Source organism: Desulfogranum marinum (assembly GCF_963675105.2).
In the GTDB taxonomy this organism is placed as follows: domain Bacteria; phylum Desulfobacterota; class Desulfobulbia; order Desulfobulbales; family Desulfobulbaceae; genus Desulfogranum; species Desulfogranum marinum.
Genome location: NZ_CAXXRO010000004.1, coordinates 2,320,558 through 2,337,500 on the forward strand (window position 1 = coordinate 2,320,558; position 16,943 = coordinate 2,337,500).

The 16,943-nt window shown below is 45.2% G+C and carries 15 protein-coding genes and 1 pseudogene; 5 read left to right on the top strand and 11 right to left on the bottom strand.

Translation table 11 applies throughout. From position 1 onward, the window contains the following. Nucleotides 1-268: 268 nt before the first annotated feature. Genes tnpC through ACHZCY_RS18980 form a run of 4 tightly spaced genes read right to left on the bottom strand, consistent with a single transcriptional unit; the run spans nt 269 to nt 3,371 of the window. Nucleotides 269-1,849, bottom strand: coding sequence for an IS66 family transposase (gene tnpC / locus ACHZCY_RS18965; protein WP_319548957.1), 1,581 nt, complete (start codon nt 1,847-1,849; stop codon nt 269-271). 58 nt (nt 1,850-1,907) lie between these two features. Continuing rightward, a complete protein-coding gene (gene tnpB, locus ACHZCY_RS18970; RefSeq protein WP_319548958.1) occupies nt 1,908-2,243 on the bottom strand; it encodes an IS66 family insertion sequence element accessory protein TnpB in 336 nt (111 codons plus the stop codon). Nucleotides 2,244-2,257: 14 nt separating this feature from the next. After that, nucleotides 2,258-2,581, bottom strand: a complete 324-nt coding sequence (gene tnpA / locus ACHZCY_RS18975) for an IS66 family insertion sequence element accessory protein TnpA (protein ID WP_319548959.1) — start codon at nt 2,579-2,581, stop codon at nt 2,258-2,260. Beyond that, complete coding sequence (locus ACHZCY_RS18980) at nt 2,535-3,371, bottom strand: DUF1294 domain-containing protein (protein WP_394713417.1); 837 nt, start codon at nt 3,369-3,371, stop codon at nt 2,535-2,537. Before ACHZCY_RS18980 ends, tnpA begins: the two co-directional genes overlap by 47 nt. A 186-nt stretch (nt 3,372-3,557) precedes the next feature. Here ACHZCY_RS18980 and ACHZCY_RS23650 point away from each other — a divergent pair. Then, nucleotides 3,558-3,845: pseudogene (locus ACHZCY_RS23650) on the top strand (IS1634 family transposase); the annotation flags it as partial. A 209-nt stretch (nt 3,846-4,054) separates the two neighbouring features. Here ACHZCY_RS23650 and ACHZCY_RS18990 read toward each other — a convergent pair. From ACHZCY_RS18990 to ACHZCY_RS19015, 6 genes are all read right to left on the bottom strand, one after another. Then, on the bottom strand, nt 4,055-6,520 hold the full coding sequence (locus tag ACHZCY_RS18990; RefSeq protein WP_319550000.1) for a mechanosensitive ion channel family protein: 2,466 nt from the start codon (nt 6,518-6,520) through the stop codon (nt 4,055-4,057). A 339-nt stretch (nt 6,521-6,859) separates the two neighbouring features. Further along, nucleotides 6,860-7,024: a hypothetical protein gene (locus tag ACHZCY_RS18995; RefSeq protein ID WP_319550001.1), complete on the bottom strand. Its 165-nt coding sequence runs from the start codon at nt 7,022-7,024 to the stop codon at nt 6,860-6,862. A 7-nt stretch (nt 7,025-7,031) separates the two neighbouring features. Further along, complete coding sequence (locus ACHZCY_RS19000; RefSeq protein ID WP_319550002.1) at nt 7,032-7,343, bottom strand: lipid-binding SYLF domain-containing protein; 312 nt, start codon at nt 7,341-7,343, stop codon at nt 7,032-7,034. A 350-nt stretch (nt 7,344-7,693) separates the two neighbouring features. After that, nucleotides 7,694-7,918, bottom strand: a complete 225-nt coding sequence (locus tag ACHZCY_RS19005; RefSeq protein ID WP_319550003.1) for a hypothetical protein — start codon at nt 7,916-7,918, stop codon at nt 7,694-7,696. Nucleotides 7,919-8,147: 229 nt separating this feature from the next. Beyond that, complete coding sequence (locus ACHZCY_RS19010; RefSeq protein WP_319550004.1) at nt 8,148-8,327, bottom strand: hypothetical protein; 180 nt, start codon at nt 8,325-8,327, stop codon at nt 8,148-8,150. Nucleotides 8,328-8,663: 336 nt separating this feature from the next. Next, a complete protein-coding gene (locus ACHZCY_RS19015; RefSeq protein WP_319550005.1) occupies nt 8,664-10,025 on the bottom strand; it encodes an integron integrase in 1,362 nt (453 codons plus the stop codon). A gap of 1,663 nt (nt 10,026-11,688) precedes the next feature. On the opposite strand from ACHZCY_RS19015, the gene ACHZCY_RS19020 reads away from it, so the two are divergent. From ACHZCY_RS19020 to ACHZCY_RS19035, 4 genes are all read left to right on the top strand, one after another. Then, nucleotides 11,689-12,156 carry a hypothetical protein gene (locus tag ACHZCY_RS19020; protein ID WP_319550006.1) on the top strand — a complete coding sequence of 156 codons (468 nt, stop codon included), beginning with the start codon at nt 11,689-11,691 and terminating at the stop codon, nt 12,154-12,156. Nucleotides 12,157-12,310: 154 nt separating this feature from the next. Beyond that, nucleotides 12,311-12,745 carry a hypothetical protein gene (locus tag ACHZCY_RS19025; RefSeq protein WP_319550007.1) on the top strand — a complete coding sequence of 145 codons (435 nt, stop codon included), beginning with the start codon at nt 12,311-12,313 and terminating at the stop codon, nt 12,743-12,745. 201 nt (nt 12,746-12,946) lie between these two features. Further along, complete coding sequence (locus ACHZCY_RS19030) at nt 12,947-14,512, top strand: phytoene desaturase family protein (RefSeq protein ID WP_319550008.1); 1,566 nt, start codon at nt 12,947-12,949, stop codon at nt 14,510-14,512. A gap of 33 nt (nt 14,513-14,545) precedes the next feature. Then, nucleotides 14,546-15,334: an MBL fold metallo-hydrolase gene (locus ACHZCY_RS19035; RefSeq protein WP_319550009.1), complete on the top strand. Its 789-nt coding sequence runs from the start codon at nt 14,546-14,548 to the stop codon at nt 15,332-15,334. 381 nt (nt 15,335-15,715) lie between these two features. Here the strand turns inward: ACHZCY_RS19035 and ACHZCY_RS19040 are convergent, their stop codons facing one another. Then, a complete protein-coding gene (locus ACHZCY_RS19040; protein ID WP_319550010.1) occupies nt 15,716-16,927 on the bottom strand; it encodes a hypothetical protein in 1,212 nt (403 codons plus the stop codon). Nucleotides 16,928-16,943 lie beyond the last annotated feature (16 nt).

Here is a 16,943-nt window from a genome sequence, read left to right on the forward strand (position 1 = left end):
GCATAGTTGAGAGAGTTTAGCTTAATTCCTGTATCTCCTAAGGAGTCTCTGTGTCAATATTGCTTCTTTAGTTCCACGCTAACTTAGAAAAATCAGGCTGTTTTTCTACAAATATTCTACGGTTAATGGTCCGACTTCGATTGTTTTTCCAATTTTCATCATTTCCACTCAATTTTCCCGTCACTGTATGTTTCATTTTGCGGAAAACCTACATTTGAATAGACCGTTTTCCCTTCTTTAGTAAGCGCCAGCAGAACCACACCCAGCTTTACCTAACGAGGGCAGCTATATGCTCTTTTGCATTCCAAGGCAACAGTGCCTCATAATCCTGCAGTGATTGAGCTTTCGGCAGTTCCTCGAATATATGCCTCAAATAACTGTACGGTTCGATGCCGTTAGCCTTAGCTGTTTCGATAAGGCTGTACAGTGCAGCGCTAGCCTCAGCCCCTTCCGGAGTTCCAGCAAAAAGCCAGTTTTTCCGGCCCACGACAAACGGCCTGATAGAGTTTTCGGCCATGTTGTTATCGATGGCAAGATGGCCGTCCTCGATATATCCAACCAGCCGTTTCCATTGATTGAGCGAATAGGTAATCGCCTTACCAAGTAATCCCTTGGGAAGAGTTCTGGTTGACTGCTTCAAAAGCCATTCATGAAAGCTATCCAAGATCGGTTTGGCATATTCCTGTCGTTGTCGATATACCTCTTCCGGTCGCAGTTCGTTTTCCCTGAACTGCTTTTCCAACCTGTACAGTTTTCTGATGTAAGATAAGGCCACATCCGCACTGCCGCTTTTCCCTTTCTTGCCACGTGCCTTGACAATATCAGCAAAATAGCGTCTGGCATGGGCAAAGCAGCCAATGTGGACTACCCCTTCTTTGTGATCCAGAAAGTCATAGCCGCTATAGCCGTCAGTTTGCACGTATCCGGTGTACTCGCCTAAAAAATCGGCAGCAACATCTCCGGCACGGGTCGGGTGGTATTGATACAAAAGAACCTGTTTGTCGGGATCGCCCCGGCGGAAGATCCACATATAGGAATTGGAAGTCGGGTCTCGACCGGGTTCTTTGAGCACCTGTACAGTAGTTTCATCAATGTTGATGGCATTTGCAGCCAGCAGTTCATCGTGAAGCAGGTTCAGCAACGGGATGCATGCCTGTGCGGCCTGCATGGCCCAGGTGGACATGGAGGATCGCGATATTTTAACCCCAAGACGGGAAAACTGTTTCTCCTGCCGATAAAAAGGCAGATGATCTATGAACTTCCCGGTCATGATGAAAGCAAGCAGACCGGCGGTAGCTATGGATTTGGGGATAAGCTGTGGCTGGACAGGGGCAATTTTGACGGTCGGCCCTTCATCCAGCGCACCTTCGCAGCACTTGCAGGCATATTTAGGCCGAATGTGGCGGATTACCTGCATCCTGGCAGGTACTATATCCAGTTGTTCGCTGACCTCTTCCCCGATCCTGGTCAACGGACATCCGCAACCACAGGTCTTCTCGCTATCAGCAATATCGTGCACTTTTTCCACACGGGGGAGATCCGCAGGTAACGGCTTACGCCCCCCTTTCTTGCGTTGATGCCCTTTAACCGGGATTTCTTCAGGGCCAGCCTCTTCTCCCTCCGGCTCCGGCATGTCAAATAGGGGGAGAACTTCAACCGTGCTGTCCGGTGGGATCTTTTCACTTTTACGGCCAAAAAGTTTGGCCCGAAGAAGACGTAACTGCTCATACAGGATAGAGGTTTCTTTTTGGTAAGACGCCTCCAGCCCCTCAATCCTGTCCTGCAAATCGAGTATGATTTCTTTAAGAGATTCTGGCGAATCCGGTAATGTGGCAGCTTCAAATTTCATGAAACCATCATAACATATCTACCTGAATTTTCATCGATTAACTTAAAAAAACAGACTGTTATACAGTGTCAAACATGAGGCGTTCATGGGCATCAACCTGCTCAATGGACAAACCGTCAAGCAGCCAGGATAATGATTGTCCGGATATGCTCATAACCTCCAGCTCGCTTTGCGGCCATTGAAAACGGTCTTTTTCGAGCCGCTTATGCCAGAGGCAGAATCCGTTTCGATCCCACAGCAGAATCTTGACGATATCACGCCTGCGATTGCAGAAACAGAACAGATGCCCGGAAAAAGGATCAAGCTCGAACTGTTCGGCAACCAGCATGGAAAGGCCATTGATTGATTTCCGCATGTCGGTGGTGCCGGGCGCAAGATAAACTTGCACAGGCATGGAAGAAAATAGCATTACCGACTCGCGAGAAGAGGAAGAAGCCTGCCGAGGGCATCGCTGCTGAAGGTATTGCTTATCTCGATGCTGATATTGTTGGCCAATACTACACGTATGTCTCCGCGCTGAGATGACAGTGTGATCCGGGTTGCTTTTTCCGGAACCGGGATCAGTTGAGGGGTATGCGAGATATCAGGTCGCCTCCGTTTTCTCTGCCAATACGTCAGCGCGTGGTAAGATAGTTTATGTTGGCGACAGTACTCGGCGCGATTCAAGCCGCTTTTTGCCTGCGCTTCAACATGCGCCATCCAAAAACGAGATGTGTGAGCACGGTTTGTCATGTGATGCCTCCGTATGAGTTGATCGGGAGATCAACATGACATAGCTCGAAGTCAAAATACAGATGCGGTAAAATTCTCGCTTACCTTCTTTATTTGTCCAACTATAGATAGGTCCTTTGTGTTTTTGGTTAGGCTTGGTTTGAGAATATTTTGGAAATTCATGAGTAAAATGATTGATTTTATGAAGGATCAAATCGTAGTTTATAAAATTCGATCCCGAATAACAGTAAAATGAAAAGGCGGAAATATTGAGAATAACAGTGATATAGAAAACTGCCAGAAAGGACCGCTTTCTTGATTTGTGGCGGAGCCGTCTTTGTGCAATGAGAGCACCTGGCCACCCTCCAATTAAACTAAAAAAATGGAGTTTATTCTCCGGCGTCCTCCATTCATCATTCTTTGCTTTAATCTTATCCTGCCGATACAATAAAAATGTGATGAGACTTAACAACAAATACAGAACCAATATAATCGGGTCCAATTTTTTTAAAAAAACTAGAACGCCAATACAAATTAAAAATAAACAGGACAAGCTCGTGTAAATAACATCAAAAATTTCCCCCAATTTCCTCGGGTCCCGTTCTCCTCGAAACAAAACCCTCTCCGCCCTTTGTTTCCCTTCTGAGTTTGTAGCTATTTCAAAAGAGACTTCGTCTCCAACAACTGGCCTTCTGGATTGGTTGAGGAAGAAATTCTCGTGAAAGAAAAAATCTGGCTTCCCATTGATTGGTTCAATGAACCCGAACCCTTTATCGTTTTGCCACTTGATAACTTTTCCTTTTAATCTCATCTATCCACCAAAAAATATGTGCAGCCCTGCTCCCAAGGCAGGGGCGCTGAGTATTCAGCCCGCTATAGCGCAGGTTTTGCGAGACACCCTTTGCAGGATTTACTTTAAAAGCACATGGAAATGAGTTAAAACTGCCACCACGCTTGCCACCAAATCATCACTTTTTATCGTGGTACGTCCCCTTTATTCGCGCAATTTATCTCACTGGGCTATCATTGCTTCCTGACGAAAAAAATAAAGGAAGTGCAAGCCAAGCTCAAAAAGAAAGAACCCGGAAAACCCAAATCACTTGTCAAACTCGAAAAGAAAATGGACAACTGGCTTTCACAACGCTCTCTCGCCCAGATCCTGGATTGGTTCGACTGCATTGAAACTACAAAGGTTCAGACGGTCATGGCCGAATATCGATGGTCTACCGAATCAGTGGCCAGAGACAAACTGTTCTTGGAGTACCTGAGGGTGGATATCAAGTAGTGTACGCTTTAGACGACTTTCAGGTTACAAGATGATGATGCCTCCAATTGAAAAGGCAGCTTGATTAAAGAGAGAGGTTCCACTTAAAAACAACAGAACAATGTTTAAACAAACTGAGCCATCTCTTTTTGCGTCAATGCACGTAAGTAATGATATTACGGCACGCCGTATTAGATGAACAACCTTTCAAGCACATATTTACATCGTCACTACATTTCATTAAACATTTTTTTGAAAGTTGGCGTAATACTTTTCAGGTGAATATCGTTCTGTGGAAAGGGAATTTCTATTCCTTCATCAGCAAAGGCGTCAACGATTGCCGAATTCAGCTCACTTTGCACTTTAATCCGGTTGTCAATGTCCGGAACAAAGCATCGCAGTTCGAAGTCAAGCGAATTGTCGCCAAAGGCCAGGAAGAGTGCATTTGGCTTGGGAGTATTTAATACCAATGGGTTGTCGTTGGCACATTCCTCTAGAACATTCAGTACTTTATCAACTTTTGAGCCATAGGCGACTCCGACAGGTAGTTTAACCCGCACCTGACGTTTTCGTAATGTCCAGTTCGTCACCTGGGTGGTAACCAACTCAGAGTTCGGCACGACAATTTCTGCATTATCGAAAGTCTCTATCACTGTGGCCCGCAGGCCAAGTTCTTTGACTTCGCCAAGTTCAGTACCAATCCGGATAGTGTCGCCAACTTTGATTGGACGTTCCAGCAGCAGGATCAGGCCAGCGGCAAAATTGCTGAAGATTGCTTGGAGCCCGAATCCTAGGCCTACACCGACCGCTCCCCCGAGAATAGTCAGGTTGGTCATATTAAAGCCGAGGGTGGCAAGGGCAAACAACAAACCCACCAGCATGACGGCATAATGTAAAAGTCTGACAATCGAGATCTGTGTTCCCCTGTGAATATTCTGACGGGGAAGGACAGAGTGCAGCAGGACGTCCTGTACCATTCGTGAAGTCGAATAGGCTGTATAAAGGACCAAGAATGCACTCAGAATCAAGCCGGCGGATATTCTTGTTCCCTGTAGCGAAAACCCCAAGCCACTTACTCCGGCCAAAGCATCATGAATGGTAGGGAAGACCTCCCAAGCTACCAAGGTATGGATAATAAGGCCGATGAAAGTAACGATAACCAGCAAGGGCCTTAGGGCAGCGCATATGGAAACAGCGCTCTCTTTCATATAAGATACGGGCGATAAATGCAGCAGAACCTCCAGAAGCCCGGCAATTGAGAGGTACAGAATATACAACCAGAGAGCAATAAACAGGGTCTTGAATAACGCTACGAAAATGTGATAGGACAGATCCGGTTTGCCGCTAAATTGGGCGAAGATGACTGTTCCCAATACCAGTATTATGCCCCACCCACCCCAAGGTAACAACACTGGATTGACAGGTGAGGGCACAGGGCGGCGAATGAATAGAAGCACCACAACAATCATGGCAAGAGATACAGCAAGAATGTAGATACGCACCAGCACCATGGGCAGGGCTATCATCTTGAGGATATTCGTTAGTAAAAGCAGCAGGATGAGCCACTTGATAACCTTTTGCGTGTAAGTGTCAGGTAGCAGGGCCACCCTGCTCAATCGCAGCATGTTCAGCAGAACCACTATTCTAAAGGCAGCCAGCCAGAAGGGCGTCATTGTGTCTACCAGAGGAATCAAAAGCATGAGGCTGATGAGAAGGGCAACAGCACGGGGCCGCTCACCAATAAAACGCAGATGGGGTAAACTGAGCAGGAAATTTTGACCTTTTTGCAAAATTGCCGATAGTATGACGAACAAAAGCAGAACGATGAAGAGGTGATTCTTGTTGTTTTTCAGGTAGCTGAAATCAGGTCTGAAGATGCTGCTGATCCCTGCCAGTAAACTGTTCCAGAGTTGTGAATCAAACTCATTGAAATAGGTGGCAGAAAAAAGGAAACTTGTGTGATGATCAAAGTTGAATTTACTTTTGATGAGATTATTAACACGCAGGATCGATTTATGAAGAGCCACCTGTACGGTTCCAGCCTTCTTTTGCATGTTGAATAGCGGTAGGAGTTTGGCGTCTATTGTTTCATTGGCCTTCGTGATAACGGATTGCAGTTCTTCCAAAGTATTTCTGACAGCTGGAATTTCACTGCTGGCGCCCAACCCTTTCTTCCAGTTTTCAATACCATTTTTCTCATCGTCCCAGAAGTCTATCCAATAATCAAATTTAGCTACCTTAGAGACAGCCTCCTTCATGACAAGGTTTGCCTTCCGCTCATTGGTATTTAATTTTACCTGAAGGTCTGTCAATTGCTCTCGACTGCTCTGGGGGTCACTTTCCAGGGCACGTATTTGCTCCTCGAGTGGGGCCTCCTGCTTTGATAATGATGCTAGTTGTTGTTCAGCTTGTTCACTAATGTTGATAGCATTGAGCTGATTTTGCATGTCAAGCAGCGTTTTTGCCAGCTCGGTTGTCTTTGGTGTCAGCTGTGCTAAATTTCGGTCAAGAATCTGCTCTTTCTCTTTAGTCTCGGCTGATTGCGATGGGCTTGACGCTTTATTTTTTTGAGTAGTGGCTGCGGGGGCTAGGCAGGGGGTGATTGTCGTATGACCGAGGAACAATAGCAGAATAGAAACTATTATAAACCGCCGGTTTAAGTGGAAGCTCAAAGAAAGCGATGGCAAAACTCTCATTCTTTCTCCTCAAAATTCGCTATACTGAAAAAGTGTTTTTCTGTGATGATACCAGCACCAAGTTAATGTATTCACTTTCCTTATCATCTTAAAATGAGGAAAGTGAACAAAGGGTAACATCTTGTTCTTAACGAAATAGTAGAGGAAAAAACAGAGTCAATATATTGCAGTGATGCTTGTTTCAAATGCAAGGCTATCGAATAAGGAAGACAATTTACATTGTAAACAGTTTGCTCCAGTCCACAATTGTCTATAGCTTGACCAAAGGAATAGGGCAAGTAGATACGAATATAATTGGTTGAAATCAGAAAGATAATCATCTTCCCCGTATCGTATTCCTTAGTTAAGCGTATTGTCTTTATAATATTTCGTACCCTTGGCTGTGAGCTCTAAAGCCAGGCCATCATCCGTCAGCTGGTAGAGCCATACGCCGGGTTTAATTGACATGGCTCCGGCAAAGCCCCCCCTCACCACTTGTTTGGGCCGCCGCCGTTGCCTGTCCACCGAACTCTCAGCCTAAGTTGATAAAACTGTCCAGGTCACTCTGGTTTTCAAAAACCCAGATCATTCTAAATTTTTTTATGCCCATTCCAAACCCGGCCTGCACCTCAATCAGCTTCATGTAGGTCGCTTGCCCGGACTTGTTTTTTACGGCTACCCCCTTACCAGATCCGCCACCTGCAAAAACAATTTTAAGGCCGAAGTTGCTGAACACAGCATAACCAGCAGCTTTTTGGATAGCGTTTTGTGCTGAGGGCTGGGCTGTATAGAGACGCTCCAGTGTCTGGCGCCATTTTTTTGATATCTGCTCTCTGCTGCTCAATCTGTTCTTTTGTTGCCGCCAACAATGGTACCGAGATTGCCAAGAAACTGAATAAAAAAAGAAGAGGGATAATGATTCCAGGTACAGATATTTTGCGTTGATGCATAATCTTATCTCCCTGATACCTTCAATTATTTAAAATGTAATAATTCATAATTGTTGAACAACTTCCGCCTTAGGCACCTCCTATGTTTTCGACCTCTCCGTATCACGTACATGTATCCGCAATACTACCTCCATGCCACGCCGAAGGTCTCGGATGCGGTAACTGTTACAGGGATAATGCACTGAACGTTAAAGGTAGCTGCTGCCTTGCCGTTAATTCAGAACCTGAGAGCGCGGTATTTGTCTCAATCAAGCTTCTTGATGGAGTCGAGAATAGCATCACAAGCTTCGACAGCTGCTTTATCCCCAGCAGCCTTGCTCACACAATCTGTATATTTTTTGGTCAAGGTAATGCGGGCATCACTGGTTGCTCCCTTCTCCTTGTTCTTAATCTTGGTACTTTTTGAAGTACAGCCAGTGAAGGAAATCACCAGCGCCATCGCCACTATCAAATACATTTTTTGTTTCATAGACATACCTCTTTCCATAGTGTTCTGATCTAATAGGGAATCCCTGAAAATGAAGCTCGGAGATCACCCCTCATTGTTCATTATATCGCTAAATTTTCTATCAACCAATTGTTTTTAAAATGATTGAGGCCGGCCGGTCAATATAATGAGCTTACCTAAAAACCTTTAGGATAGGCCGAGGATGATGCCACCTCGAAAAACGTCGTAAAGTAAAATGTTATTCTCGTAATCAACATCGAGATAGCGGTACCCAACCGCGATTGAAAAAGTTTCCGCTACCACACTGGTAGCTCAGGTTCAAATTCTCATCCCACATAAAGTCGGAATTGGCGCCAATCATGCTCTTTCCTTTGAGACCGGTGATGGAAACCGCTGCATTTACCGGCACCACCCACTGTTCAGTTTCCATGTTATAGGTGGCCTCGGGTTGTATAGATTCAGTTCAGGCGTCGAGGCAGGTGTTGGCATTAGCAGCTGCTGTGGACCAGGCACCATAGAACCATTTCTGACACAACGATATGCGTAACAAACATTTTATCTAGCAATAGGATAAAGCAGGACTGAGATAGCCAGTGAGAAGCTCTACCATTTTATTAAATTCTAAACCATTACCTTATTCCTGTGAAGTTCCTGTATCGACTCTAGGAGACGGAACGTGTTCCTGTACACCTTTTAATCGGTAGGTGCACAGGAAACATCTCTGCATGGTGCAACTACTTCCACTGTAATATTGCCGGTGAACATATTAAAAATCAAGTGGGCTCTTTGCGTCCTTTTTCGTCGTACTTTTCACCGTATGCGTGTAGATCATGGTTGTCCGTATATCACTGTGCCCAAGTAACTCCTGAATGGTGCGAATATCATAATTGGCCTGCAAGAGATGACTGGCATAGCTGTGACGAAATGTATGCGAGGTTACCCGCTTGGGAATCCTGGCTTTTTGCACGGCTTTTCGAAGCGCTTTCTGCAACACGGTCTTGTGCACATGGTACCTTCGACGCTCACCGCTCTCCGGTACATTCGTTAGCTTTCTGGCCGGGAAAAACCATTGCCATACCAGCTCCTTGGCAGCGTTTTTGTATTTCTTCTCAAGTTGGTTAAATAAGAATACGCCGTCATACATTGCCCGACAATCCCGTCCGTGCAGGTCTCCAACCCGTTCCAACTGTTCCTCCAGATCTGGCAAAAGGGATGTGGGAAGAGGGACAGTACGGTCTTTTTTTCCTTTCCCGTCATGGATGGTAAGTACCTTCATATCAAAATTAAAATTGTGTACGCGTAAAGAAAGGCACTCTGAAATACGGAGCCCACAGCCATACATGAGGCTGACTATCAGCTTATACTGCCCATCCAGGCAATCAATGATCCGTTGAACCTCTTCTCTGGACAACACCACCGGGATATACGGTTTTCTCTTTGCTCGTACCACGCCGTCTACTTTGCCGAACTCTCTACCAAGTATATGGCGAAAAACGAACAGAAGCGCGTTGAAGGCCTGGTTCTGACTTGATGCCGAGACCTTTTCCTCCACTGCCAGCCAGGTAAGGAAATGTTTGACATCATCAACCTGGAGCAGAGACGGATCTTTACTCCTGGTGAATGCTTGAAATTTGCGAACCCAACTGGAATAGGTCTTCAGGGTTGCCGTAGAGTAATGCCGGACAGAAATTTCGTTCTTTAAACCAGTGAACACGCCTGTCCAATCTGCCCCGTGTTCTTTTGGCACAGCGGTAGAACCTGAGAGTGGTTCAGCGCTCTGCAGCGATCTGGTAACAGATGGTTCAACGTAAGGCTTTGCATCCAGCGTCTGCACATGAACCGCTACCGGTAGAGAGTTGCCGTGTTGCGTGTCGCGCAGCAAATTGTAATAGAGGGTAACTGCATGATGCGCCTGATTACACTGAAGGTCGGTCTGATGTTTTGTACGGAGTTTATTAAGGAAAGGAGTAAGGTTTTCCTTATTGCCTGGCGAATCACCATATTTTTCACAAAAATCTAAATAATATCGGAGCCATTTCAGATAGAGCCCTTCAGTTCCCTTTTTTACGCCTTGCACTTGGATGAAGGTTCTGTACTCACTATAGAGTTGCGACGGTACGCGGATCATAGACGTGCTAAACAGAAAGTTAATATCCAGTGAAAAATGTATGATTAAGAGTTATTCCGTAGCGTACATGCCTGATTTTGCGTTGTCAAGATATTGGGTTCGGTGTAGATAAAAAGAAACTATTAACTAACTTGTTAGCCCACCAACATCGCAGGTCGAAATAAAAAGTTTGTACTCCAAAAACGTGCATCGCTCTGCAAAGGCATGACGGTAAACGAGGCGATGACTTTGGAAAACACATCAGTGAAAGTGCTCAGTTCCAAAGTTTTCTCACCAAATAATGCATGACGATAATTGAGGCGAAAACGTTTTTGATTACACTGCTCGGTGGTTACTGATACGAATTCATAAGGATTATCGCCGAATGAGCATTATCGTATCAGGGCTAACAAGTCGTTGGAGACGGCAATTGTAATTGCCACCAAAATAGATTCTCGCATCCGCTCAAAATTTATCTATTTTGGTGACAACCACAATTCCGCTCAACTCCACCGTTAGCCCACCAACATCGCAGGTCGAAATAAAAAGTTTGCACTCCAAAAACGTGCATCGCTCTGCAAAGGCATGACGGTAAACGAGGCGATGACTTTGGAAAACACATCAGTGAAAGTGCTCAGTTCCAAAGTTTTCTCACCAAATAATGCATGACGATAATTGAGGCGAAAACGTTTTTGATTACACTGCTCGGTGGTTACTGATACGAATTCATAAGGATTATCGCCGAATGAGCATTATCGTATCAGGGCTAACAAGTCGTTGGAGACGGCAATTGTAATTGCCACCAAAATAGATTCTCGCATCCGCTCAAAATTTATCTATTTTGGTGACAACCACAATTCCGCTCAACTCCACCGTTATAATTCTCGCGTCACATTGCATGCTGGGGGCGGCATTACAAATTCGGGTTTCCTCTCCCCTACAGAGCAGTTCACCCAAAAACATCTCGCGCTTGCATTACTCAAGAACGAAAAATCCATCACCGTTTTTTTGGGTCTCCCACAACTTAAAGGCAGATGAGCATCTACTGGGAAAGGAAGAGATGTTTTAGCCATGCCGCATAGAATTAGCATTTCACATCACTAGAACGATCGAGATTGTTCTGGGCGAAATTATAACAAGTCATTGGAGACGGCAATCTTTTTTAAAAATTAAGAGTTCTACTGGCTGCGCCACAATATAAATGTATTTTTAAAAAAGATTCCGCTCAATTCCACCGTTATGTGAATAAAGGGAATTTCATATTGAATTCAAAAATATGGAAAATAATAGCAACTATTTTTTTAATAATTATTTCCATAATTCTATATTCTTCCGCAATTTTAACAAAAACTCATCTATCATTTGGCGGAGAATATTTTTCATCTAAAAATATAAAAATCACAATTGGAATAGTCGTCTTAATCATCATCGTATTATTGGGGGCGCTTATAGTCGATCAAGTTACAAACGATAAAAAAAATAAAGGCAATTAGCCCTCAGCAGTTTGTAATGATTGTCCAAAAAGAGAAATAGTCTTGGAATGACAATCCAGTCATGATAAACGGCATTAAAAACAAAAAAACATAAAGAAAACAACACATAACCAAGCGTTTAAAACGTGGGCTGAAGCCCACTCGGACCGCGTGATCGCGGCCGTTTAACTTACCGTTAGCCAATGAAAAAAATGAGGATACTAGCAATAATCACCAGAAAAATTCTCTTTAATCTACCTTTTTACCAGCCTTTATATATTTCACAGGACATAGAAAACATGGAAGGAAGGGGAAAGGTAGATGAAGCTCGAAAATTGCGATCAAAATGGCTAGAAAAGCTGTCGTTGAAATACTCAGGTTCACTATGGTGTTCAGAAGGGGAAGATTTACTTCATGAACAGCAAAAATATCCTGAAGCATTAAGTGCTTTCGAGAAAGCAATGCTTTCAAAATTCAACCCTGCACTTAACCCCTTAAAAATATATATTGGTGCATCAGTTGCCGCAGTAATGGCCACTAACTTAGAAAAAGCAGAGAAATATTATCTGGAAGCTCAAGATTGGTACACCAAATTGAAGAAAGGCAATAAACTAGACACATATTTGGCAGGTTTTGATGATACTTTCAGATGGTTAGAAGAAAATATCAACAATAAATAAAAAGGCTAACCAAAAAATTAACACAGACCGCAACACGATTGCGGTATTTTCAAGTTTAAAGCTGCGCTAAAACTCACAAGTAGCACAACCATCCTTCCCCAAGATTGTTGCGGCAGGTTATTTAACCCGTTAAGCATTTAAACGAACCAAACCAATGATTTGGAAATTAGCTCTAATTTTATTTGCCATAGTGGGTATAAGCCACTTAATTTTTGGCATTGTATATGTCACTGCAAACGAATTTATGCCATATCATGCGCAAGCCTTAAATGTTGATTGGATTAGCCTTAATGAAAACTACAAAACTCTGTTCCTCGCCTTAATCAGGTTAGCAGGCGCCGGAGGACTAGTAGCAGGCCTCGTCAACTTAACTCTTGTAAATTATCTCTATCATCGCGTCGAAACTAGACTTATCTGGCTATTAATAGTGTCGAGCTTAATTTTTCAATTTGTGACTAATTATGTTGTCTACTGTGTTTCTAGAAATACGCCTGGCGACCCTCCTCTACTGATGGCAAGTACAGGTTCAGTCATTTTTATCATCGCCACCCTATTTCTGTTTGCAGGTATGCGAGGTAAGCATACCTGACAATGGGCTTCACAGGATTCGCTGACATTGTTCGCTCTCTATTGAGCCCGTGCGTAGGCGGCAAACAATATCTGCGAGATGTAGCTCATGGGTTTAAATGTTACTATCTGCTTTCGGTCAAGAGTAGTTGGTTGAACTAAACTAAAATTAGTTACGGGTATTGTTGGCAGATATACTAAGAAGAAAAGGAGGTGTCGTGGAATGACTGCTAAATCATCAAGCAGCACGTTCGATGTCATTGTCATTGGCTCTGGCATGGGCGGCATGACGACGGCCACGGCACTTTCCCGGCTTGATCACAAAGTTTTGCTTCTCGAGCAAGCGCAGGTAATTGGCGGACTGACTCACACTTTTACTCGCGAAGGTTTCAGCTGGGATGTCGGTCTCCACTATTGTGGCATATTCGGCCATGACCAGTTTGCGGGCCGGATCCTGGACTGGCTCAGTGGTGGATCCATCGAGTTTCACTCAATCGGTACCCTCTATGACACGCTGCACTTCCCGGATGATTTCGACATACCCGTAGGGCGCCCCGCTGAAGCCTACAAGATGGAACTCAAAGACCGGTTTCCCGACAATGCGGCTGAAATCGATGCCTACTTTGAAGCATTGCAGTCAGCACAGGAAGCTGCATATATGGTAGGTACCGAGCGATCGATACCTGAGCCATTTCGTTCCGCCCATCGTTGGTGGAATAAAAAGAAGATCCAGCGCTGGGCCGGTCGCACGACCGGTGAGGTGATCGATGAACTTATCAGTAATCCGAAGCTGGCCGCCGTGTTGTCTGCGCAGTGGGGCACCTATGGCGGCAAACCGAAAGAAGCGAGTTTCGCCTTTCATGGCATGGTCATGGGGCATTATCTTGATGGCGCCGCCTATCCTGTCGGCGGTGCCGGTGCCATCGCAAGAGGACTGGTTCCTGTGATCGAAGCGGCGGGTGGTAGTGCTCGAGCTGGAACACCGGTGAGCGAGATATTGCTTGATGATGGTAAAGCCGTGGGCGTGCGTACCCAATCCGGTGAAGAATTTAATGCGCCCATTATCGTCTCGGCGATCGGTGCCGGTGAAACCGTGAAGCACCTGCTACCACAGGATATTCGCCAGCAACCCTGGGCTCAGGAGATTGCCACGTTCAAACCATCGATCTGTCACTTCGATCTTTATCTGGGCTTTGAGGGTGACATCGCCAAACACGGGGCAACGCGTGCGAACCACTGGTTTTTTAATAGCTGGGACACCTATGATACCACCTGGGCGGGGGGAGACAGTGAACCATTTTCGATGGCGTTTGTGTCGTTTTCTTCACTTAAGAATCCCGCGCATGATCCGGGTCCGACGAACAAGCACACTGCCGATGTGATGCTTTTGGCTGACTGGTCGTCGGTGGCCCCTTTCGTGGATGAAGCTGCGAATGGTGGTGCGGCTGAACATCCCGACGAGTGGGCAGCGTTCAAGCAGCGTATCGAATCCAGGTTGCTGGACTTCTTCAAGGACAAATTTCCGGATCTGGCGCCAATGATCGCCTACCATGAACTCGGCACGCCACTGGCAACGGCATTTTTCACTGGCCACGAGCAAGGCGGATTTTATGGTGTCGAAACGACGCCGCGTCGAATGTTATCGGATGCACTCAACGCTCGTACACCTGTACCCGGTCTGTTCCTGGCCGGTCAGGACGTGATGAGTCCAGGCATCGCCGGAGCGCTTGCCGGTGGTATGTTTAGTGCGGCGGCGATTGATCCGCGTGTCTTTCAAAAACTAAAATAAGTCAGAAGCTCAAATAGAGCATAAGCGTTTTCCATGAAAATAAGACACTTTCTTTACAATTCGTTTCTAATCGAAAGTGGTAACAATAAAATTGCCATTGACCCGGGGCAAAATCTCTGGATTTTCAATCTAAGTAGTCTCATTCCTAAAACAGAATGGCAAAGTATCACGCATATTCTCATTACTCATGGCGATCCTGATCATCACTGGCAATCGGATCGGGTAGCGGAAGCCAGCAATGCACCCGTTGTATGTGGGAAAGAACTGGCTAAAGTAGAAAATGGCGAAACACTGCTAGTCGATCCTCGCGGTAGAGGGTTGACGTCCTGGATCCCATTTAAAAATGTACATCCGTTGGACATTGGAGAGTCAATCATTTTAGGCGATGTTAAAATTGAAGCCGTCAAAACCGTTCATGGTCCTATCAGTATTCCAATATTGTGGTTCAAAATAAAACAGCAACCAGGGCCAGGAGAACGTGTCGGCATCGGTTCTGTAGGCTTTAAAATCACATTAGATGGAAAAACGATTGTGAATCTGGGAGATTCTATTTTACAAGCTGAATGGGCAGGTTTGAAACCGGATGTATTGATGCTTCCGATTGGTGGGCCAGGTAACAATACATGGACAATGGATATTACCGATGCGCTTGAGGCAGTGAAACTCATAGCACCGAAAATGGTAATTCCTTGCCATTATAACGTTGCATTTTTCTGGATTAAAAATATCGCTTCAGCAGATGATCAATTGTTCAAGCGTGAAGTGGAGAAGCTGGGTGTTGAATGCAGTATCATGCGGTATGGTGATGAGATTGAAGCATAATGCCTAACAATGCCATCAAATTCGCTCCCTAGGGTCGCCGGACCTCGCGTTCACTCGGCCGTTTATGGCAAACGTTAATATTGCCATATCGAAGGTAGCGAATTTGCTCACATGCCCCAACTTGATATACTTACTGTGAAGTTCCTGTATCGACTCTAGGAGACGGAACGTGTTCCTGTACACCTTTTAATCGGTAGGTGCACAGGAACAAGGTCAATGAGATAATGTTAGTAGATCATTAATATTGGTATGGATAAGGTAGAATATCCGTGACCGCCATCAACTTCAGTTTTAGGATAAAGTACAGTTTCCTCCCTCTTTGTTGATCAATAGATTACCGTTCTCCTGTCCACTGAATAATCGATGCGCACTCAATAACCTTTATTTGATATATTCAGGGTCACGAATTCCCAAATCAATGAGAAAAAAACCTGTGGAGTCCATTTTAATGGCATCTTTGTATAGTACCTCTCTGGCATCATTGCTTCTATAGACAGCCACTTGCTTGTTTTGAATACCCGGCTCAATAACTTCTAAGTTGTATGCTATGCCCTGAGGATGTGGGCCAGATGTCACCGGAAGTTCAAGGTGCTCATTGACTGTAATAAATTGGTGGGTCGGCTGATAATTTGGTGTCATAGTTGACTTTAGCATTTGTCGACCCTGACCATGGATCTCCCCATTTGGTCCTGATTGCCTACTCATTGAAGAAGAATGAGTCTGAAGCTGCCCCAATTGCGCACCAGGAACAGTTCTAGGCGGAATCAATTGAGGTGTCTTTTGCGTCACTGAAGGCACTTTGGGCGGGATTGATGTTGGTGTCAAGCCTGGTTTAGGTACAGGAACAGAAGAGTATCCCGATGGACCTTGCAGATAGGTCCCGGTGATTGCGGGGACTGGAGCATATCCAGCAGGTCCGCGCTGGTACGTTCCAGATACCGTTGGAACAGGGGCAAACCCTGATGGACCTGGTTGATAGGTCCCGGTAGCGGTCGGCACGGGAGAATTTCCAGAAGGGCCTGGTTGGTAACTTCCAGTAATTGTAATAGATGGTACTCGCTGAGGAATTTTTGACGGTACGGCTTGAGGTACTTTGGGTGGTGTTGCCACTGGTGCCAAGGTAGGTTGAGGCGGAGTTTTTACAAGTTGTGGAGTTTTTTGCGGAATTTTTGGTGGTACGGCTTGTGGCACCTTGTGCGGTGTGGCTGTTGGCACCATTGCTGGTTTTGGTGGAACCTTAACCAGTTGAGGAATTTTTTGTGGTATTGGTTTAGGGACCTGCTGCGTTACCTGTTTTGGTGAAGGAATGGGAGTTTTTATCTGTTTGGGTTTAGGCGGCACTGGTATAAGTTGTGTATTGTGATGATTGGGGGTCACCGAACCTGTCAGCGGATTTTGTGTAGCAGGATCAGGGGTCTGGCCGTGTGATCCAGTACTTGACAAAGTATTGCTTGAAGAGGTACCAGCGGTTGAGCTATGGCCATGGCAGTGAGGATTACCGACATGTTGCCCAGTCGTACAAAGACCAGCATGCCCCAAATTAGCTGCCCCGAAGAACAATAGTATCGTAAAAATAGAAATATTTTTTTTCATGGCTGGTAAAATCCTT